At 66.1% G+C, this 20,655-nt stretch carries 14 protein-coding genes; 1 reads left to right on the top strand and 13 read right to left on the bottom strand.

Translation table 11 applies throughout. From position 1 onward, the window contains the following. Nucleotides 1–34: 34 nt before the first annotated feature. The 7 genes from KOF26_RS05865 to KOF26_RS05835 all read right to left on the bottom strand — a co-directional run bounded on the left by KOF26_RS05865 (nt 35) and on the right by KOF26_RS05835 (nt 12,198). Nucleotides 35–1,951: a pyrroloquinoline quinone-dependent dehydrogenase gene (locus tag KOF26_RS05865; RefSeq protein WP_363181899.1), complete on the bottom strand. Its 1,917-nt coding sequence runs from the start codon at nt 1,949–1,951 to the stop codon at nt 35–37. Further along, nucleotides 1,948–2,847, bottom strand: coding sequence for a cupin domain-containing protein (locus KOF26_RS05860; RefSeq protein ID WP_216321512.1), 900 nt, complete (start codon nt 2,845–2,847; stop codon nt 1,948–1,950). The genes KOF26_RS05865 and KOF26_RS05860 overlap by 4 nt, the downstream gene beginning before the upstream one ends. A 38-nt stretch (nt 2,848–2,885) precedes the next feature. Next, entirely contained in the window at nt 2,886–4,103 is a 1,218-nt protein-coding gene (locus KOF26_RS05855) for a glycerate kinase (RefSeq protein ID WP_216321509.1), read from the bottom strand. Nucleotides 4,104–4,117: 14 nt separating this feature from the next. Then, complete coding sequence (locus KOF26_RS05850; protein ID WP_216321507.1) at nt 4,118–5,386, bottom strand: MFS transporter; 1,269 nt, start codon at nt 5,384–5,386, stop codon at nt 4,118–4,120. A gap of 82 nt (nt 5,387–5,468) precedes the next feature. Further along, entirely contained in the window at nt 5,469–6,743 is a 1,275-nt protein-coding gene (locus KOF26_RS05845) for an MFS transporter (RefSeq protein ID WP_253201119.1), read from the bottom strand. Nucleotides 6,744–6,882: 139 nt separating this feature from the next. Further along, entirely contained in the window at nt 6,883–9,810 is a 2,928-nt protein-coding gene (locus KOF26_RS05840; protein WP_216321501.1) for a TonB-dependent receptor domain-containing protein, read from the bottom strand. Nucleotides 9,811–10,056: 246 nt separating this feature from the next. Further along, nucleotides 10,057–12,198, bottom strand: coding sequence for a right-handed parallel beta-helix repeat-containing protein (locus tag KOF26_RS05835; protein WP_216321496.1), 2,142 nt, complete (start codon nt 12,196–12,198; stop codon nt 10,057–10,059). A gap of 346 nt (nt 12,199–12,544) precedes the next feature. Between KOF26_RS05835 and KOF26_RS05830 the strand changes: the two genes are divergently transcribed. Beyond that, on the top strand, nt 12,545–13,372 hold the full coding sequence (locus KOF26_RS05830; protein ID WP_216321493.1) for an FCD domain-containing protein: 828 nt from the start codon (nt 12,545–12,547) through the stop codon (nt 13,370–13,372). Between the two features lie 110 nt (nt 13,373–13,482). On the opposite strand, the gene KOF26_RS05825 is transcribed toward KOF26_RS05830, so the two are convergent. The 6 genes from KOF26_RS05825 to KOF26_RS05805 form a co-directional block, all read right to left on the bottom strand. After that, on the bottom strand, nt 13,483–13,758 hold the full coding sequence (locus tag KOF26_RS05825) for a hypothetical protein (RefSeq protein ID WP_216321492.1): 276 nt from the start codon (nt 13,756–13,758) through the stop codon (nt 13,483–13,485). A gap of 30 nt (nt 13,759–13,788) precedes the next feature. After that, nucleotides 13,789–14,475: a sialate O-acetylesterase gene (locus KOF26_RS17035; RefSeq protein WP_253201184.1), complete on the bottom strand. Its 687-nt coding sequence runs from the start codon at nt 14,473–14,475 to the stop codon at nt 13,789–13,791. A 359-nt stretch (nt 14,476–14,834) separates the two neighbouring features. Then, on the bottom strand, nt 14,835–15,698 hold the full coding sequence (locus tag KOF26_RS17030) for a sialate O-acetylesterase (protein ID WP_253201117.1): 864 nt from the start codon (nt 15,696–15,698) through the stop codon (nt 14,835–14,837). Nucleotides 15,699–15,745: 47 nt separating this feature from the next. Continuing rightward, nucleotides 15,746–18,364, bottom strand: a complete 2,619-nt coding sequence (locus KOF26_RS05815) for a glycoside hydrolase family 3 C-terminal domain-containing protein (RefSeq protein ID WP_363181894.1) — start codon at nt 18,362–18,364, stop codon at nt 15,746–15,748. Between the two features lie 87 nt (nt 18,365–18,451). Next, entirely contained in the window at nt 18,452–19,567 is a 1,116-nt protein-coding gene (locus KOF26_RS05810; protein ID WP_216321486.1) for a glycoside hydrolase family 43 protein, read from the bottom strand. A 106-nt stretch (nt 19,568–19,673) separates the two neighbouring features. Then, nucleotides 19,674–20,366, bottom strand: a complete 693-nt coding sequence (locus KOF26_RS05805; RefSeq protein ID WP_216321483.1) for a SapC family protein — start codon at nt 20,364–20,366, stop codon at nt 19,674–19,676. Nucleotides 20,367–20,655 lie beyond the last annotated feature (289 nt).

Genomic DNA, 20,655 nt, shown 5'->3' with positions numbered 1-20,655 from the left:
GCAAGATGATGGGGACGTGCGGCTGTCCTCCGCCTCAGGGCAGGGCGAATGCGGTGACTGCGTCGTTGGTGACCGGCCCGCTGGCCATGCCGCCGGTGTTGACGGCCGCGACATATTGCCGGCCCGCCTTGCCCTGATAGGTCATCGGCGTCGCGTAGATGGAGGCGGGAAGCTTCATCTCCCAGAGCTGCCTGCCGGTGCGGCTGTCGAACGCGCGCAGCCGGTTATCGTCGGTGCCGCCGACGAAGGTGAGGCCAGCCGCGGTGGTGATCGGCCCGCCGAGGCTCGGCCGACCGGTTTCCTGGAGGCCGGCGGGCAAGTTCTCGCTCACCCCGAGAGTGCGGCGCCAGGCGATGCGGCCCTTGTTCACGTCGACCGCGACGAGCTCGCCCCAGGGCGGCCTCTGGCAGGGCAGCCGGGTCTCACGATCCCAGAAGTAGCGATAGCCGCCCTTGAGGACATAGGAGCCGTCCGGCTGCTTCTCGAGCTGCTGCGGGCTGGCGAGGTTGTTGATGTTGACGATGTAATAGCCGAGCTTCGGATCGAACGCGGCCCCGCCCCAGTCGACGCCCCCGAAGCTGCCCGGGAAGAACGCGACTGCGGAGTCCGCCCGCAGCGGCTGGAACATGCGGCTTTCGACGATGTTCCATTCCTTGACCAGCGCCTCGCAGCGCCCCTTCAGCTCGGGCGTGACGTCGGCCAGCTCGGCCATGGTGAACGAAAGTCGGCCGAGCGGCGGCGGCGTGACCGGCATCGGCTGGGTCGGCCATGGAGCCTCGCTGGCGATGTCCGTCTCGGTCGGCACCGGCACTTCCTTGACCTCGTAGATCGGCTTGCCGGTGACGCGGTCGAGCAGGAACAGGATCGCGGTCTTGTTCATCACCGCGATCGCCGGGATCGTGCGCCCGTTCCTGCGCACGTCGACCAGCGAGGCGCTCGTCAGGTCGAGGTCCCAGATATCGTGATGCACGGTCTGGAAATGCCACAGATATCTGCCGGTCGCCGCATCGAGGGCGACGACCGAAGTGCCATAGAGATTGGCGCCCTTGCGGTCCCCGCCCCAACGGTCGAACGTGGGCGAGGCAACCGGCAGGTAGACGATGCCGCGCTGGACGTCCGCGGCGAGGAAGGTCCAGACATTGACGCCCGAACGGTTCTTCCAGCTGTCGCCTTCCCAGGTTTCGTGACCGGGCTCGCCTGGGCGCGGGATGGTGTGAAACGTCCAGACGAGCCTGCCGGTCCGGGCGTCCCAGGCGCGCACGTCGCCGGCCGCCCCCTGAGAGGGCATTTCCTGCACGCGCGAGCCGGTGATGATGAGGTTACGATAGACGAGCGGTGGCGAGCTCATGCCGAACATCGTCGCCGACGGGCTGGCGCCGTTCAGCACCTCGGGCGTCTTCATATCGACGATGCCATCGGTGCCGAAGCCGGCGACCGGCCTTCCGCTCCCGGCGTCGAGCGCGATCAGCTTGCCGGCGCGGGTGCCGAAGATGATCTGCGGGCGCGCGCCATCCATGCCGGGCCAATATTCGACGCCGCGTGTCGCGGCCTGATCGTTGCCGGCGAGCGCATAGGCCCAGATTTCCTTTCCGGTGTCGGCGTCGAGCGCGACCACCCGGCCATAGGGCGTTGGCAGGTACATGACGCCCTTCACCACGATCGGGGTGGCCTGCGACGGGATGAAGCGCGACGCCCGGCGGCCGGCGCCGGTCTCGGGATCGACGGGTGCGGCCGCCATGCCGGGGGCGGGCTGGGCCGGACGCATATGATAGGTCCAGGCGATTTTCAGACGGGCGACGTTGGCCGGAGTTATCTGCTTGAGCGGGGAGTGGCGCTGGCCGCCGGGATCGCGGCCATAGCTTGGCCAGTCGGGCTTCGCCTGGGCGTTCGCCTGCATGGCAAGGCCGATCGCGGTCAGCCCGAGCAGGGGGAGGATGGCCGCGCGCTTCACCGGCGTGGCTCCTGGCGGGCGGCGGTCCACGCTTCCTTGGCGGCAAGATCGCGCGCGACGCCGACGATGAGGAATTCAAGCGGCGCCTGTCCGCCCTTGATCGAACGGGCCTGATCGAGGTCTACCGGAATGGCGTCGCCCGCCTTGACCGCCACCGTCTCGGAACCGACGGTGAAGCTGCCGTCCCCGGAAATGACATAATAGACCTCGCTCATATCAGGCTGGGTCACGGAGCCGACCGAAGCCCCCGGCGGCACGATCAGATGATCGATATAGGACCAGCTGGTGGTGAACACGCTGGGATCGAGGGCCCGGCGATACTGGACGGTGCCAGTGCCGCCGTTCATGCCCTGCACCGCCTTGAGCAGGCTCTTGTCGAGCCGGTAGCTGATGAACTGGGGCACCGGATCGATGGCGGCGCCGACGCGGGTGTCCTTGAGGTTGAAGGCGTCGTAGCGCTTGGTCATGCTGACATTGATGTTCAGCCACTGCAGCGGCTTGTCGGTCGGGTTGTAGATGCCATGGGCATGCCCCATGCGGTCGGGCACGCCGGCGGGCCCTTTCAACCGGGAGGTCCGCCCGTCGACGGTGAACTCCGCCTCGCCGTCGAGGATGACGAACATCTCCTCGCACTGGTTATGGAAATGCTGGCCGATGCCGCTGTGCGGCTGGATGACGCCGCGATGCACGAAGAGCAGGTTGGTGCTGAGCGCGCTGGCACCCAGAAGCGGCGCGAAGTCCATCGCCCCGGCGCCGTCATGCACCGCCTCGCTGTGACGATAACGGGCCGGGTCGGCATGGCCGACACGCTCCGCCAGCGGCTTGGCGACCTGCGCGGCCGCCACGGCCGGCAGCATCGGCAAGCATGCCAAGAAGACCAGAAGTTCCTTTCGCATCAGTCTCTCCCATCGCCGGGTTGTCTGGCGGCTATCCGTCACTCTGAAAGCATCCGGGCGTGCGCATTCCCGTCGCCGGGCGCGCGTGCGCACGGCGGGCGGCCGCGCGCCAGGAGGGCGGCCTCGGCGCCGATCCGGAGCGTGGCGGCGACGTTGCGGGCGGTGACGCGCACATTCTCCGCGGCGCGCAGCAACGCCTGATCGAGCGTGCAGCATTGGTTGAGCACGCTGAACACCGCGTCGATGCCGTGGCCGTGGATCAGCTCGGCGCCGGCACCCAGCGCGCCACCGATGGCGATGACCGGTTTGCCATGCCGCTTCGCGATGCCGGCCACGCCGACCGGGGTCTTGCCGCGAATGCTTTGACCGTCGATCTGGCCTTCGCCGGTGATGACCAGGTCGGCATGCTTGATGATGGCGTCCAATCCGACGGCCTTGGTGACGATCTCGACGCCGGGGCGAAGCTGCGCGTCGAGGAAGGCGACCATCGCCGCGCCGAGGCCCCCGGCCGCCCCCCCGCCCGGCAGATCGGCGACGGCCTTGCCCAGATCCGCCTCGATCCGCGCCGCATAATGGCGCAGATTGTCGTCAAGCGACGCCACCATCGCCGGGGTCGCGCCCTTTTGCGGCCCGAAAATGGCGGAGGCGCCCAGCGGTCCGAGCAGCGGGTTGTCGACATCGCAGGCGACCTCGATCGTGCATTCGGCCAGACGTGGCTCGATACCGGTGATGTCGATCCGCGAGAGCGCCGCCAGCGCGCCGCCGCCAAAGCCGATCGCGCGGCCGTCGGCGTCGAGCAGCTTCACGCCGAGCGCCTGCGCCATGCCGGCACCGCCATCGTTGGTCGCGCTGCCGCCGATGCCGATGACGAAGTGCCGCGCGCCGAGATCGAGTGCGTGGCGGATCAGCTCCCCGACCCCGAACGTGGTGGCGCGGGTCGGATCGCGCCGCTCGACCGGCAGCCGCATCAGCCCACTGGTCGCGGCCATCTCGATCACCGCCGTCATGCCGTCCCCGGTAAGGCCGAAGTCGGCTTCGATCGGCTCACCCAGCGGGCCGGTGACCGATCGGGTGATGATGCGCCCCTCGGTCGCGGCGACCAGCGTGTCGACCGTCCCCTCCCCGCCATCCGCGACGGGCACCTTCACATAGGTCCAGTCAGGGAAGATTTCGCGAAAGCCGGCCTCGATATGGTTCGCGACTTCCCATGCCGAAAGGCTTTCCTTGAACGAATCTGACGCAATTACGATCTTCATGAGGATTCCCTGGCTCAGCGCAGCGTCTTGTGCGCCGGCACGCAGACCACGATCAGGGCGCCGATCGACATGCCGGCGGCAAGCGCGATGAGCGCCGTGGCGGTGTTGCCGGTGCTGTCCTTGATCAGGCCGATCAAATAAGGGCTCACGAAACCGGCAATCTGTCCGCAGGAATTGATCAGCGCGAACCCGGCTGCGGCGGTCGCCGCGCTGAGCTGGCTGTTGGCGAGCGGCCAGAACAAGGGGAGCCCGGTCAGCGCGCCCGCCGTGGCGAGCGTCATGCCGGCCAGGGACACGCCGGGATCCTGCGCGGCGGCGGCGATCAGCAGGCCGGCCAGGCTGAGCGCCAGCGGCACGACGAGGTGCCAGCGCCGTTCCCGTCGGCGGTCGGCCGAATGCCCCATCGCCACCATGAAGATCACCGCCGCGAGATAGGGGATGGCGCTGAGCAGGCCGATCGCCACCGGGTCCGCGTGGCCGCTATTGGCGATGATCGTGGGCAGCCAGAAATTTATCCCGTAGACGCCACTCTGGATGAAGAAATAGAGCGCTCCCAGCAGCCAGATGACTGGGTTGCGGATCATGCCCCCGAACGTGATCGCGGCGCCCTCCGGCCGGGCCGCCTCGTCCCGCGCCAGATCGTCGCGCAGGGCGCGCTTTTCGCCCGGGCTGAGCCAGTCCGCCTGCTCGGCGCCATCATCCAGCACGAACCAGACGAGCATGCCGAGAACAACGGTCGGCAGGCCCTGGAGCAGGAACAGCCATTGCCAGGCGGAGAGCCCGTGCTGCCCGGCGGAGAAGTGGCCGAGGATCCAGCCCGACACCGGCCCGCCCAGCACACCTGAAATCGGGATGGCGGACATGAACAACGTCATGACGCGGCCGTGCCTCGCCTGCGGGAACCAGCGCGTCAGGTAAAGGACGATACCGGGGAAGAATCCGGCCTCGGCGGCGCCGGTCAGGAGGCGCAGCATATAGAAGCCGGCCGGCGTCCGCACGAACATCAGCGCTGTCGAGAACAGCCCCCAGCTCACCATCATCAAGGCGATCCACCGCCGCGCCCCGACCTTCTGGAGCATCAGATTGCTGGGGATGCCGCAGACGAGATAGCCGATGAAGAAAATCCCCGCGCCGAGTCCGTATACGGCCTCGCTCATTCCCAGCTCTTCGAGCATCTGCAACTTCGCGAAGCCGACGTTAACGCGGTCGATATAGTTGAACAGATAACAGATGAAGAGGAAGGGAATGACACGAAGCGCTATCTTTCGATAGATCGGCGTCATGTCATCCACCTTTGCCGGGGGCATGGCTGAAGAGCCCATTGCGTTCCTTTCCTGCCGACCCTGTTCGATCGGGCGCATGCGATCAGGCCCCGGCCGGCGCGGACATCGCGCCTGAATGCATCCCGCCGGGGCGGATGAGCGGCTTTGCCGGGTCGACGAAAAGCCACGCCACCGCCCCGACCGTCGCGAAGCCGGCCGCCGTGCCGAAGGCGGCGGTCCAGCCGAACTGGGCGGCGATCCAGGGCGTCAGCGACGCGGTGATCGCGCCGCCGATCTGGCAACCCATGTTCATGAACCCGGAGACAACCCCGGTATGGGGCGCCGCGAAATCGGCCGTCACCGACCAGAACGAGCTTTGCGCGAGATAGGTGGCGCCTGCCCCGCCGGCGAGGATCAGCACCGCTACCGTCGTATCCGTGGCCGCCGCGCCGGCGACGAGAAAGGCGGCGGTGAGGATGAATGCGACGACAGCGATCCCGCATCTTCCCCAGAACAGCCCGTGCCGCCGCGCGACCGCGTCATTCACCATGCCACCCGCCAGGCAGCAGACGGTCATCGCGATGAATGGCAGCATGCTGTAGAGCGCGCTCGACTTGAGGTCGACGTGTCGCGCCTCGGCAAGGTAGATGAAGAACCAGCTGAAGAACAACCAGACAACATAGCCAAACGCAAAGTAACTGGTGAACAATGCCCAGACGTTGCGGTTCGAGAGGATCAGGCCCCACGGCGTCGCGACATGTCGCCCGGCCCCGGACGCGGGCAAACCGGCGCGGATATGCGCGAGTTCGGCCGACGACATGCCGGGATGGTCCTCCGGCCGGTCGCGCGCCGCCAGATACCAGATGCCGCCCGCCGCCACGCCCAGCAGGGCGCAGACGAAGAACGAGGCGCGCCACCCGCCCCACAGGATGATCGCGGTGACAAGTGGCGGCGTCAGCCCGGCCCCCATGCCCACGCCCGCGAAGATCCAGCCATTGGCCTTGCCGCGCTCCTGGGCAGGAATCCATTGCGACACAAACTGGTTGCCCGCCGGATAGACCACCGCCTCGCCCGCCCCCAACAGGAAGCGCACGAGAACGAGCTGCGGCAACACCGCGCCGAGCATCGGGGAGACCAGCGCAGTCAGCGCGGTGAACACGCCCCACCAGACCACCCCCATGGCAAGGACGCGGCGCGGGCCGATCCGCCCTGCCAGCCAGCCGGCCGGCACCTGAAAGGCGGCATAACCGACCAGAAACGCGCTGAAGACCCAGCCGAGATGGACCTGATCCAGCCCGTATTCCTCGCGCATCTGCACGCCGGCGACGGAGATGTTGGTCCGGTCCAGGAACGCGATCGAACTCAGGATGAAGAGCATGAAGATCAGCTTCAGCCTGACACGGGATTGGCCGCTTTGCATCGTTACGGGCCCTTGTGCAGCGTGATCCGCGCGCCGGCGGACAGTGGAAAGCTCCGATCCACCGGCGCCACGGATCATCCCACCGACATGTCAGCGATCAGAACTTGCCCTTCACGCCGACGGTGAAATACCGACCGATCACGTCGAAGCCCTGTCCCGTGGGATAGTAGAGCCCGGGCACGTTGTTCTGTCCGCCGATCAGCGGGGGCTGCTTGTTGAACAGGTTCTGGATCGAAACAAATGGCGAGATGGTGTTGTCGTCACCCAGCCGGATCCGGTAGTTGAACGAAATATCCGTATAGCTGTAGGCCGGAATATCGGGCCGGAGATCAAAGCTGATCGCCGGATCGCTGGGATGCTGCTTGGACTGCCAGCGCTCGGTCACGAACACGCTCAGACCCTCGGAGGTATAGCTGAGGCTGAGATTGGCATTGACCTTGGAGCCGAAGCCGCCGCTGGTCGGGTTCGCGACGATGCCGGCATTCTCGCGGGCGGGCAGGCTGATCAGCGTCTGCGTCTTGAGGGTCGGCTGATAGGCGACCAGCGCGCGGATCGCGAGCCTGCCGGGCACGCTCTTGATCAGGTTGGCCATGTCGAAGCTGTAATTGGCCTCGACATCGACGCCGCGGGTCCAGGATCGCGCCGAGTTCACACTCTGCGAGAACACCCGCGTCGGGAAATTCGCCGCCGAGCGATCGCTGAACGGCAACGGACGCTCAAGCAGGCTACAGAGCGGAGACGCGCCATTGGATGTCTCGCACTCGCGCTGGACGTCGACGCTGAAACCCGAAGTGCTGCTGATCGCGTTGTTGATCTTGATGTTATAATAATCGACCGCAAGGCTGAAGCCGGGGATCCATTCCGGCTGGAACACCACGCCCACCGTCGTCGTCATCGCGACCTCGGGCTTCAGATCCGGATTGCCCTGTCGGATCACGTTCACGGGCCTGCTCTGGTTGGTGTGCAGATCCGTAAAGCCGGTCGGGGAGATCGACGTCGGCGCGAAGAGGTCGTTGAGAGTAGGTGCCCTGATATCGCGCGAACGCGTGCCGCGGATGCGCAGTTCGTGGCTGACCTGCCAGGTGCCGCCGATCTTCCACGTGCCGACGCCGCCGCTGGTGCTGTAATCCGTGTAGCGACCCGCGAGGTTGAGCTCGAGCGACTGGATCAGCGGCACGTCCCTGAGCAACGGGATCAGAAGCTCACCGGCGACTTCCTTGACGTTCTGCTTGCCGAACATGCTGGTCGATACGTCATGCTGCCATTGCGGGGTGGAAGCCGAGCAATTGGCGGCGTCGCGGATACCGGTGCAATCGGGCTGCGCGGCAGCCTGGGCGCTGCTGCGGTTGCGCAGCGACAGCGTGCGATATTCGCCGCTGAGCGCCGCCGTCACCGGGCCGGCCCACAAGGAAAAGACCTCGCCCGAGACGGACAGGTTCACGTCATTCATGCGATTGGTCAGCTTGAACCGCGTGTCGTCGGTGATCCAGTCATAGGCGCTCGCGCTGGGCGCTGTCGGGCCGAAGACGTTGAGCGGCTCGCAACCCGGGAACAGGTTCGCATTCGGCGTCAACGACACCTGGCACACCACCCGACCGGTGGCGGGATCGCGAACCGCGTCCAGCGCGGCCGCGTAGCGCGGCGTATAAGTATTGTTGTGGTTGATCACCCGCAGGTCATTCTGCGAGTAGATATAGTTGAGGTTCCAGTCGAACCTTCCGAAGACCTTCCCCTTCAAACCCGCCATCGCGTAGACGTTGCGGTTGAACGGGTCGTTGATGCGGCCGGGCAGGCCGTTCTCCCGGCTTTGCAGGCGGCCGACCTGGATCGACTTGGTTCCGGTCTGCGTCATGATCTGCTGGATCGATGCAGGAATGAAGGGATTGCCGCTGAGGATGTCCGCGACATAACGCGCCGATGCATAGGGATATTTGGCAGCGGAATCGGAATAGCTACCCTGCACATAGGCACTTATGTCGTTGGTGATCTCGTAATCGAAGCGGGCGAATGCCTGGTTGGTGCGCACCGGCGCCAGCAGCGTGCCGTCGTCATAATAGCCGCCGTCGCCACCGGATTCGATGCCGTTCACGCCGGATGATGCCCCGTGGATGAAGGGCGTCGGCACGCCGTTGCTGTTGAAGGCGGTGTCGGCAAGGCCGGGCGTGGTGGTGTTGACGATCATGCCGCCGGGCGAGCCGAGCAGCGTGCGGCCGTTCTTGACCAGCCGGAAGGGATTGGCCTGCGTCCCCGCGCCGCCGACGATCCAGTAATCCTTGCCCAACGGGCGCCCGGCGACGTCCTTGATGCCCTTCGAGTCATAGTGATCGAAGCTCGCCTCGATGTGCCCGCGCCCGTCGAACAACGGCATGCCCGCCGCGACGCCGACCCGCCACGAGGCATTGTCACCATAGGTCGACAGACCAGCCTGCGAATTGAACTTCAGGCCATTGAAGTTCTTGTCGAGGATATAGTTGATCACGCCGGTGACGGCGTCCGACCCGTAGACGGCGGAGGCGCCGCCGGTCACCACCTCGACACGCTGGACGAGCGCCTGCGGGATGATGTTGGTATCGACGGCGCCGCCGCTGCCCGCCGGCGGCAGGCGATTGCCGTCAAGAAGCACAAGATTTCTGTTGCTGCCGAAGTGACGCAGGTTGAGCGTGGCGGCGGAGCTGTTGCCCTGCGCGGAGCCGATGCTGCGCTGGGAAGGCTGGCCGGCGAACTGGGGCAACTGGTTGAGGCCGTCCGAAATGCTCGACGGGGTGGTTTCGAGCAGGCGCTGCGTCGAGACCACGGTGACCGGGGTCGGAGCCTGGTTGCCGTTCGAAACGACACGCGATCCGGTGACGACGATCTCGCCTGCCGCCGACGCATCTGCGGCCGGAGCCGGAGCCGGAACTCCGCTCTGCACTGCCGCGTCGCCACCCGGCTGTCCGCCGGCAACGGCCTGAGCAGACGCCTGGGTGCCGATCGCGATAGTGCTGGCACCGACCATGAAGATCGATGCCTTCCAAAGGCTGTTCATATCCTCTCCTCCCGAAAACGGTCGACCCGCCGCCCGCCTGTGCGGATTCTCGGAGTCGATGAATTTGCATATATCTCTTAGCCAAATCACACAATGGTCAAATAACATTACCACTGCGGCGGCTTGGCAATATTGTCGCGCCACGATTGCCGCCGGATTGTGACATCCGGCAGCATTCGTCGACTGCCCGCGCGACCGCACGTCGCTGCCCCGCGCGCTTCCGTAACCGCGGGGGCGCCGGGACGGTCAGACCTGGCGAGGGTCCGCGTTCCAGGAGGTCTTGCCGCCGAGATCCGCCATCGGACCCGCGACACGCATCGCGCCGGCCGGCCGGCCGAGCAGATCCGACTGGACATTGTTGATCGCGCTCACGCGCGGCAGCGGCCTGGCGCTGATGAAGGTGAGCCGCAGCGTCTTCGGATCGAAATCGACCTGCGCGTCCGCGATGATCGAGTTCTTGTCCCAGCCGAGCGCCTGCCAGTCCGCCAGACTGCGGTATTTGATGTGTTGCCAGGCAAGCGGATCATAGGTCGGCGGCACGACCCCTTCGAACAACCCCTGGAATGTCCACGGCATGTTGACGTAGACATTGGCGTCCGCCTTGTTGTTCCGGTTCAGGAAGATGATGCCGGCCCGCTCGCATTTGACGAAGATGTTGTTGACCACTTCATTGCCGGTGCCGGTGCCTGCGCCGCGGTCCTGACGAATGATCGGAAATATGCCCGCATTGTCGCATCGGCCGATCAGATTCTGCGTGATGATCAGCTTGTCCGTGGCATTGTCGAAAATGCCCGATCCGGCGCAACCGCGCTGACCGGGGGTACCCGGTTCAGAGTTGCGGACATCCCAGATGATGTTGTTGTCGATCTGGTTCTGATCGGGGTTCATCTCCATGTGGACCCCGGCGCCCACCGAAAACACGTCGGCGACGACGTTGCGGGTGATGCGGCAGTTCTTGTTGTTCACGTCCCACCATGCACCGGCGGCATGGCGAATGTGCCGGATGACGTTGCGGCGAAACAGCATGTTCACCGCGAAATGGAATTTGACCGCGCCGGCTTCCCAACCCCGCTCGGCATCCGCCCAGCCGCACCATTCGATCATATTGTCTTCGATGAGCGTGTCGGTCGTGCCGCCGCCGGAAAGGCCGGAGACGCCACAATAGCGAATGTTGTTGCGGCGTATGATCTGCGCGAGGCCGGGGTTGCGCGCGCCGGCGCCGTAATTGGCGTCGCGACCGATGACGAGGCCGACGCCGTTCGCCCATTCGATGGTGTTGTCCTCGACGATCCAGTGATCGCCGCCGCCCAGCCCGACCATGCCGTCCTGGGCGGACGGATAGGGATAGGGATTGCCGGCATGCTGGAAGGTGAGCCCCTTCACGCGGATATAGTTCAGCCCCGGTTGCGCCGGCACGAAGGTGGCGACACGGGTCGTGGCCTCGATCAGGTGATCGGCGGGCGTTCCCGATTCCAGCCGGATATAGATCGCGGTGCCGTCATTGTTCACCCACAGACGGGCATTGGGGGAGCCGCCAATCTCCTGCATGACAGGTCCGCCACGACGGCGCGGCGGCATGCCGCGCAGCGACACCGGCGGCCGGGTAAAATCCGGAATCGCCGGCAGCTCGGGCATCGCCAGTTCGTTGAGCTGCTCCATCGGCTCCAGCGGCTTGCCATCGACGAATACGAGACCGCGGCGGCGCAGGTAAGGCCCCATGTCCGCGATCGTCGGATCCAGCCACCCCCAGGAGCCCATCACGCTGGGCAGGGCGAAGGGATTATAAAGATCGGGAAACAGCGCGTTGGAAAGATCATAGCGCCAGACCGTGACGCCGGGGGTCGCCGCGTCACGCGGTCCCCGTGAAACCGTCTCCGGCTTCCAACCGTCCTTCAGGACCTCGGATCCCTTGATGTAGACCTTCGCGCCGGGTGCGGCCTCATAGCTGATCATCTGGGTCGGGCCGGTTCCGCCGCGCGCCGGGCGAACGCACTCGCGGTACGTGCCCGCGGCGATGATCACACGCTCGCCGGGCTGCAGCACCTGGGCCGCTTTCCCGATCGTGCGGAACGGATGCGCCTTATCCCCCGGGCCATTGTCGTCAGCACCGGCGGCGGTGTTGTCGACATAATAGGTCCTGGTGAAGGTCAGTGGCTGCTCCCAGCGGGCAAAGGTCGCGCCGTCGGGCAGCCGGGAATCGTCCATGGCGCCGCCGCCGGCAGAGCGTGCGCCGCCCTGCGCCCAGGCCTGCCCGCCAAGGGTCGCCATGGCGCCGGCGATCGCGGCACCCTCCATGAACCGGCGGCGATTGAGCGAGAAGGCGGAGCCGGCAACACTTTCTTCGGAAGGGCAAGTGGGTGCGGCAAACTGGTCCTGTGCTGATTTCATGATCCGTCCAACCAATTACGGTGAATACAAAGCCAGGCACGGAGGATTTTTCCGCACCCGCGACTTTCGACAATCACGATTCGAGATTAGCCGGTAGCCGACCGCCCTGCGTCAGTCCTGCAGAGCATTTTCCCACCAGCCGGCAAAACTCCAGAAACATTTCTGGCGCCAATCAGCGAGCCTGCACACCTCAGGAAGCTTTTCATGCCCTCTCCTCCATGAACGGGTCAGCCCCATGTCCACTGATGCAGATTCTCGGAGCGAGGGGTTTGCATATATCTCCTGACCAGAATCCACAATGGCCAAAAACTTTTACCACAGCCCCTCTGGCGCGAGGAAGTCGCCAGTGTCAAATTACCCCGATGAAACGCGGAGGTTTACGTTGCCTATAAAGCCGATTCGGCTAGCCGACACGATTGCCGAGCATATTCAGCAGCTCATTCTGGAAGGGGTACTCCAGCCGGGTGAGCGACTGCTGGCTGAGCGCGAGCTTTCCGCCAAGCTGAACGTCTCGCGGCCGTCGCTGCGCGAGGGGCTCGACAGGCTCATCGCGGAAGGCCTGCTCACCACCAATGCCCAGGGCGCCACTTATGTGAGCGAGAATATCGGAAAGAGCCTGCGCGATCCGCTGATCGCACTGATGGACAATCCGGACGCGCGAACCGACCTCATGGAGCTGCGCGCGGTGGTCGAGGCCGCTGCCGCCGGCTACGCGGCCGAACGGGCATCGGACGTCAACCGCAGCATGCTTGAAGAGCGCTTCAACGCCATGGTCAAGGCTCACAACGAAGATGATATCGACGAGATCGGACGAACCGATGCCGACTTTCACTTCGCGATCTACGAATCCAGCCATAATATAATGATGCTTCATTTTATGAACAGCCTCGAAGGCGTCCTGCGATCGAGCGTCTATTCGAACCGCCAGAATCTCTATAAGCATCGCGCCGACCGCGGATCGCAGATAGACGAGCATCGCGCGATCTTTGAGGCCATCATGGACCGGGATGTGGCGGCCGCCCAATCGGCGGCGCGCGAGCATATGAAGACGGCGCTTGAGACGCAGCGCGCGATTTACGAAGCGGAAAAGCGGCTGGAAGCCTCCATCCGGCGTCTTTCCAGAACAGACCTTGTCGCCAGTCGAAAGCGCCCGAAGCAAATCGCCGGCCGTTGACGAAATGCTCCGTCCGTCGGCGGCGATGAAGGCGGGCGACATCAAGGCCATCATGGCCGACTACGCTCCCGACGTCGTCGTCATCACGCCGCGGCGCCGGCGGCGGCGGACTAGACCCCGCCGGCGGGCCCCGGGGCCTGTTCCGGCATCGCCGACGCCCAACGCATCTTCGCCACGCTGACGAGCAATGAGAATATCGCGTCGATCAGGAACATGGCACCATCCAGCCGCGCGGCGGCGAAACCGCCTTTCTGCGCTCGGCCCAGTTCAAAGCCACGCCGGGAGAAGTCACCGGCACGGACGTGTTCGTCGTACACCATCGCAAGATCGAGGACATCGTTCCGCACGTCGAACAGGTCGCACGCTCCGCGCTCTCGGTTACGCATGCCAGGCCCGGCCGGCCCGGGCGCCGCTTCTCATTCGACGGGGAGCTCGAACGGCGAGGCCGGGAGGGCCGAACCGTCCGAGAGCGTGCAGATCGGGCTGTCGCCCCAGCAATAGCGCACGCGAAGCGGGCGCGGCGCTCCGCTCGCAAGCGGGAGCAGGACACGATCCGGTCCCGCGATCCGCGCCGCCACGAAGCGGCACGAGCCTTCCCCGGCCCCACAGAGCTCGAAGGCGTTGGGGGCGCCGCTGAACGAGGTCAGCGCCCCTTTCAACCCGGCAAAGCGCACCGTGACCGCCTCGCCCGCCCATGTCGCGGCCACCGGGCGCGGCCCCCCGGGTTGCGGCGCCTCGCCATAGACGAGGCCACGCGCCGCCGCCGCGAGGCGGCGACCGACCTCCTGCTTGTTGGTCGGATGAATGTCATGCCGATCGCCGATGTCGATGGTCACGATATAGGCCGCGTTCCGGTCGGCGACGGTGGCCCGTCGCTGGGCCTCGCGGATATCGGCGATATCCGAATGGACGGGCTCGGTAACCAAAGGCCCGAAATTGGGCAGCTGCACCACCAGGAAGGGCAGGTCCGGGCCGAACCGGGCACGCCAGTCGGCGAACAGCGCCGTCAGCGTCGTCGCGTAAAGCGGCGCGAAGTGGACGTCGGATTCCCCTTGGTACCACAGCGCAGCCCGAAACGCGTACGGCCCGATCGGCGCGATCATGCCGTTATAGGCGACGGCGACGCCATGCGCCGGTCCCCAGGGCAGCTGTGGGGCGATTGCCCCGTTGGCCATTTCCCGATAGCGCCATGGTCCGGCCAGGGGGACGGCGCTGCCGTCTGCGAAGCGCAGCGCGCGGCTGGCGGCCGGCCCGGTCAGGCCGCAATTGCGCCAGCTGCAGAAAATATTGGCGACGATGACGTTCGCGCCGGCGCGGAGCACCCCCGCAGGCAGGGGATGGCGCGCTTCCGGTTGCCAGGAGCTGCCACCGACCGGCTGGCCATTGACCCAGCTCTGCTCCTCCTCATTGGCCGTGCCGAGATCGAGCGTCGCCTGCCTCGCCGCCTGTTCAGCGGTGAGCGTCACCTCGGTGCGCAGCCACATCTGCCCGGTGAAGCCGTCGGGTGAGCTGCTCTTCCACAGCGCCCATGGGCCGAGCGCCGCCGGTGCAACCGCCCAACCGGACGCGTCATAGGATGGGACCATGGCGCTTGCCCGGAAATGCCGAGTCCGCGCCACCACGCCTCCCATTTCGCTGCCCAGCCGCGCTGGCCATCCTGCGGATCGCGACGATAGCGGGCGAGGAGATCGAGATCGTCATCATAGACGCCGAGCTTGCGCAGCCCGGCCTCGCTCAGCCAGTCGCGCACCCGGCTGCCTCCCCACGGCGCCGCCACGAGCCCGATCGGGACGCCGGCGGTGCGCTTCAGTTCGCGCGCGAAGAAATAGCAGCTCGCCGAAAAGCCGCCGATCGTATCCGGCGCGGCGGGGATCCAGGCCACCGGCGTGGCAAAGGTCGCGAGCGGTGTCAGGCTGTCCCTGGTCTGCACGGTGAGCTGCCGGATCTGCCCGTCGGTGGCGTTGCGCTGTTCCATCGCGAAGCCGTTCGCCGCCCGCACCTGAAGCTGCATGTTCGACTGGCCGCCGCACAGGAACACGTCCCCGATCAGCACGTCATCGACGGTTTCGCCCGCGCCGTCCGCCGATGCCGCGTGCAGGCGGTAGGGCCCGCCCGCCTTCATCGCCGGCAGTGTGGCGCGCCAGCTGCCGTCGCTGCCGGCGCGCGCCGCCGCCGTCGCCGGGCCGAGCGTGACGCTGATCTCGCTGCCGGCGACAGCGCTGCCATAGACCGGTATCGGCACGTCGCGCTGGAGCACGGCGTGATCCTGGAACATCGGATGGAGCAGCGGAGCGGCGAAGCCGGCGGAGCCCGTCAGGAGCAGCATGGCAGCGGCAGGAATGCGGATCATGGCGGGCCTCGGTCGGGCGGGGATCAGAGCGGCAGCGGGAATGCGCCGGCAACGGTGAAGGAGGTCGCCACCGACGCCACCCCTTCACCCGGCTGACCGCCGCCGATGCTCATCCGGTAGGTGCCGGGCGTGACCGAGCGAACGCCGGCGGCGCTGACGCTCGACAGGTCGCGCGGCGACAGCTCGAAATGCAGCCTCGCGCTTGCGCCGGGGGCGAGCGCCACGCGCCTGAAGCCGCGCAAGGCCCGGATCGGCATGCCGGGGGCGCCCGGGAAGCCAAGATAGAGTTGCGCGACCTCCTCGCCCGCGACGGCGCCGATATTGCGCACGACGACGTCGACGCCGAGGGTCTCGCCGGCCCGCAGCCTGGTGCGCGACAGCGTCGGGGAGCCATAGCTGAACCGGGTGTAGCTCAGCCCGTGGCCGAACGGATAGAGCGGCTTGCCGGTGAAATAGCGATAGGTCCGCCCGGCCATGGCATAGTCGCCGAACGGCGGCAGCTGGTCGACGCCGGTGTAGAAGGTCACCGGCAATCGACCGGACGGATTGTTGACGCCGGCCAGCGTGTCGGCGATCGCGGTGCCGCCCTCCTGCCCCGGGTACCACGCCTCGAGGATGGCATTGGCGTTCGCCGCCGCCCAGTTCACCGACAGGGCCGAGCCGTTCATCAGCACCACGACGAGCGGCTTGCCCGTCGCCTTGACCGCCTTCAGCACCTCCTCCTCGGGGGCCGGCAGGTCGAGACTGGTGCGATCTCCACCCTTGAAGCCCGGAATGTCGACCGTCATCTCCTCGCCCTCCAGCGCCGAGGTGATGCCGGCCACGGCGATGACGATGTCGGCGTCGCGTGCCGCCGCTACCGCGCGCGCCAGCGCATCCGGCCGGATCGCGTTCCAGACGAAGCGCGGCGGGAAGCGGCCGCCGACCTGCTCGATGCGGACATCGTGGTGCTGGCCGGCGCGGAATGGCATCTCCACCAGATTGGGCCCGCGCTGCTGTGCATCGCTATTGTCGGCGACGAGCTTGCCGTCGATCCACAGCCGGGCGTTGCGGCCGTCGACGCCGATCCGATAGGTCGCTGTCTCTGGCGCGGTCACCGTGCCGCTCCATCGCGCGGAGATGGTCGCCGCGTCGGGAATCGCGGACGGCGTATTGCGATCGAACGCCACGCGCGGATCGATCCGCGTCACCGCAGGCACGCCGGTGAGGCCGTTTCCACGCCAATATTCGCCCTTCAGCCCAGGACGGCCGTCATCCGTCGCCAGCGCCGCGGTCGGCACCGGCTCGGCCGCGCGCAGGAAATCGGTGCCCGGCTCAAAGCTGATCTGCGCGTCCGGAAATGCCGCCCGCAGGCCCTCCAGCGCGGTGACGGGATGGAGCGGCTGGCCACGATAATTGCCGAGCAACACGTCGACCTGATCGGCCAGCGGCCCGACCACTGCGATGCGTTTCACCTTCGCGGCGGCAAGCGGCAGGACGCCATCATTCTTGAGCAGCACCATCGATTCACGGGCCAGCTTCAACGCGAGCGCGCGATGGGCAGGCGAATTCAGCGCCGTGTCAGGGATGGCGTTATAGGGCACCATGGCCGGCGGATCGAAAAGCCCCAGCCGCATCCGCACCGCGAACAGGCGCCTGAGCGACTGATCGACGACACTCTCCGGCAGCAGTCCGCTCTGCATCGCCTCGCGATAGCGATCATAATCGGAAGTCGGGCCGGGCTCGCGCCCATATTCGGTGCAGTCATTGTCGACGCCGAGCTTCATCGACACCGCCGCCGCTTCCGCGAGGCTCGCGGCGTAACGGTGCCCGCGCTGGATATCCGCGATCGAATCGCAGTCGGAGACGAGATGGCCCTTGAACCCCCAGGCGCTGCGCAATCGGTCGCGCAGCAGGAAGTCGCTGGCGCAGGCCGGCTGGCCGTTGACCGCATTGTACGCGCACATCACCGACTCGACATGGCCCTCGGTGACGAGCTGGCGGAAGGCGGGCAGATAGGTGTCCTCCATGTCGTGGAGGCTGGCCCGCACATCGTCACTGTGGCGACCGGGCTCGGGTCCGCTATGGACGGCATAATGTTTGGCGGTCGCGGAGACGCGATAGTAGCGCGGGTCGTCGCCCTGCATGCCGCGGACGAAGGCGACGCCCAGCGCGCCGGTCAGATACGGGTCTTCGCCATAGGTTTCCTGCCCCCGTCCCCAGCGCGGATCACGGAAGATATTGATGTTCGGCGACCAGAAGGTCAAGCCCTGCATGATCCTGTGCTCGGCGCCGCTGCGCTCGACCTGGTTCCACTTGACCCGGCCCTCGTCGCCGATCGCCACGCCCATCGCGCGCACCGCGTCGGGATCGAAGGTGGCGGCCAGCCCGACCGGTTCGGGAAAGACGGTCGCATAGCCGTTATTGGCGATGCCATGGAGCGCCTCGCTCCACCAGTCATAGGCGGGGATGCCCAGCCGCGGAACCGCCCGCGCCTGATTGACGAGCTGCGATGCCTTCTCCTCCAGCGTCAGACGGCCGACGAGGTCGTCGACGCGCTGCCCCATCGGCAGCGCCGGATTGCGAAACGGCAGATCCGCCGGCGCCTGCGCCACGGCGCCGCCAGCCAGCAACGCGCCTGCGATGAATACCGCTCTCCGCACCCCACCCTCCTCCCGTTTTTCCCGATCATATAGTATTTGATCGAGACGCCAAGAGGGCGGACCCGGCTGCGCGCCAGCGACGGCGCGTCAGTCGACGAAGGGGTCGATGGTCGGAATGGTCCCGTCCGGGTTGAACCTGAGTTCGGTGACCTTGACGTTGCGAAGATGGTTCTTTCCGCTCAATTGCGTGTCGGCATAGAAGAGCCACCACTTCCCGCCCGACTGGATGATCGAATGATGGGTCGTCCAGCCCTGCACGGGCTTCAGGATATGGCCGGTATATTTGAAGGGGCCATAAGGGCTGCTGCCGATGGCGTAGTTCAGGAAATGAGTGTCGCCGGTGGAATAGGTATAATAATATTTGCCGTTCCGCTTGAACACCCACGAGCCTTCGAAGAAGCGCCGGTCATGATTGCCGCCGAGCACGGGCTTGCCACGCTCGTCGAGGATCACGGCGTCACGCGGACGCTCGGCGAAGCTCTTCATATCCGCATTCATGCGGACCACCTTGCCGGAAAGCGCCGGGCGATCATCCTGCTTGAGGTCGGTATCGCTGCCGTTCGGATCATAGCGTCCGCTTGCCCAGCGCTGGAGCTGGCCGCCCCAGATGCCGCCGAAATACATATAGCTGGTGCCGTCCGTGTCGGTGAACACCGCCGGGTCCATCGAGAAGCTGCCGGCGATCGGCCGTGGCTCCGCCTTGAACGGCCCCATCGGGTTGGTAGAGGTGGCGACGCCGATGCGGAACGCGCCCAGCCCGTTCTTGTCCCGGGAGCGGTCGCGCGCCGGGAAATAGAGATAATAGGTGCCGTTCCGATAGGCCGCATCCGGCGCCCACATCTGCTGCGAGGCCCAGGGCACGTCCTTCACATCCAGCGCCACCGGCCCGATCGTCACCGGGCCGCCGATCCGGTCCATGCGCAGCACGCGATAGTCGCGCATCGCATATTGGTTGCCGAGATCGTCGTCGGCGGTGGGCGTCGGGATGTCGTGGCTGGGATAAACGTAGATCTTGCCGTTGAAGACATGGGCCGAGGGATCGGCGGTGTAGATTTTCGAGACCAGCGGCTGCGACAGATAATAGCGTCCGTTCGGCGCGCGTGGGCCGGTGGCGGCGACGGCGACGACCGCCGTGCCGGCGAACAAGGCGACAAGGACGAGCGCCTTGGCGCCGACGCCCTTGGTGGCATATCCCGCACGCATTCGCCTCTCCTCTTCCTCTCGCGGCAGGCTCGTAACCGGCCCGCTCACCTGATAGCGCTACCAGTTTCGCAGCGGGATCGGCGTTGTCAAGCGTCCGTCCGGTCAATCAGACCGGATCGAGCAGCCGTTCATTGCGCCGCGCCGCCATCACGCCGATCTGCGACAGCGAGCCGATCATCGTGAAGGCGAGCTGGAGATCGCCCGAACGGAACAGCTTCACCGCGTCGGCATCGGACAATTCATAGAGCCCGTCCCTGGCGATCGTATAGAGGCCATCGAGGCGGCAATGTTCACCATCGTCGAACCGCAAGCTGATGTCGATCGGCTCGACCAGCTTGTGGTCCAGCATGCGGCGGATGAAGGCGTCGGTTTCGTCCAGGCCGTAGCGCAACTGGGTCAGCGCCTGCTGCACGCCGCGCAGATAATCGCTCGGCTGCCCGTCCGCGTCGAACACCGGCTCACCCTCGGCGCGGCTGACGCGAGGGTGACCGGTGTCGAACCCGAGATCGTCGCCGACGATATGGAAAGGCTCGCGGCGCAGGGTCAGTGGCCGGTAGGGGCTGGTGCCCTGGTCGAGGAACAGGTTCTCGCCGTCGTGGAAGCCAAGTACGGCACCGGCCAGGAAGCTGCCCGTCTCCGCGCTCTTGGTGAAGAAGATGGGGTAATGGGCCGCCGCCCGCGCAAACTCGCTGGCGACGAGCTGGACGAAGTTACGCCGGTCACCGAGCGACGGGTCGCGACGGGTGACGATCCGCAGATCGCGATGCGCCACCGTGTCGAGCAATTCTATCCGAGCCATTCTCATCCCCTTGCGTGGCGCCGGCCTTGCCCGCCCGGTCGCCCTTTCCTCCAGGCCTATTGCGGCCGCCGGCGATCGCCAAGGCCTTTCCGGCGCAATCCGGACCGGGCCGGCCGATCGCCGGAAAATAATATCATATCTGGTATCTGGACAGGTTGATAGCGCTACCGTAGAACTATGGCCTGATCAGTATCCGTGGGTATCAAACGGAACAGGGTGGCAGCCGGGCGGCGAAGTTCCGGCACCTCCCCCAGTCATTGGCTGGACTTACAAAGACTTAGGTAGAGGG

This window comes from Sphingomonas quercus (assembly GCF_018863195.1).
Taxonomy (GTDB): domain Bacteria; phylum Pseudomonadota; class Alphaproteobacteria; order Sphingomonadales; family Sphingomonadaceae; genus Solisphingomonas; species Solisphingomonas quercus.
Note: the sequence above shows the minus strand (reverse complement) of the source record. Positions and strands in the feature narration are given on the sequence as shown.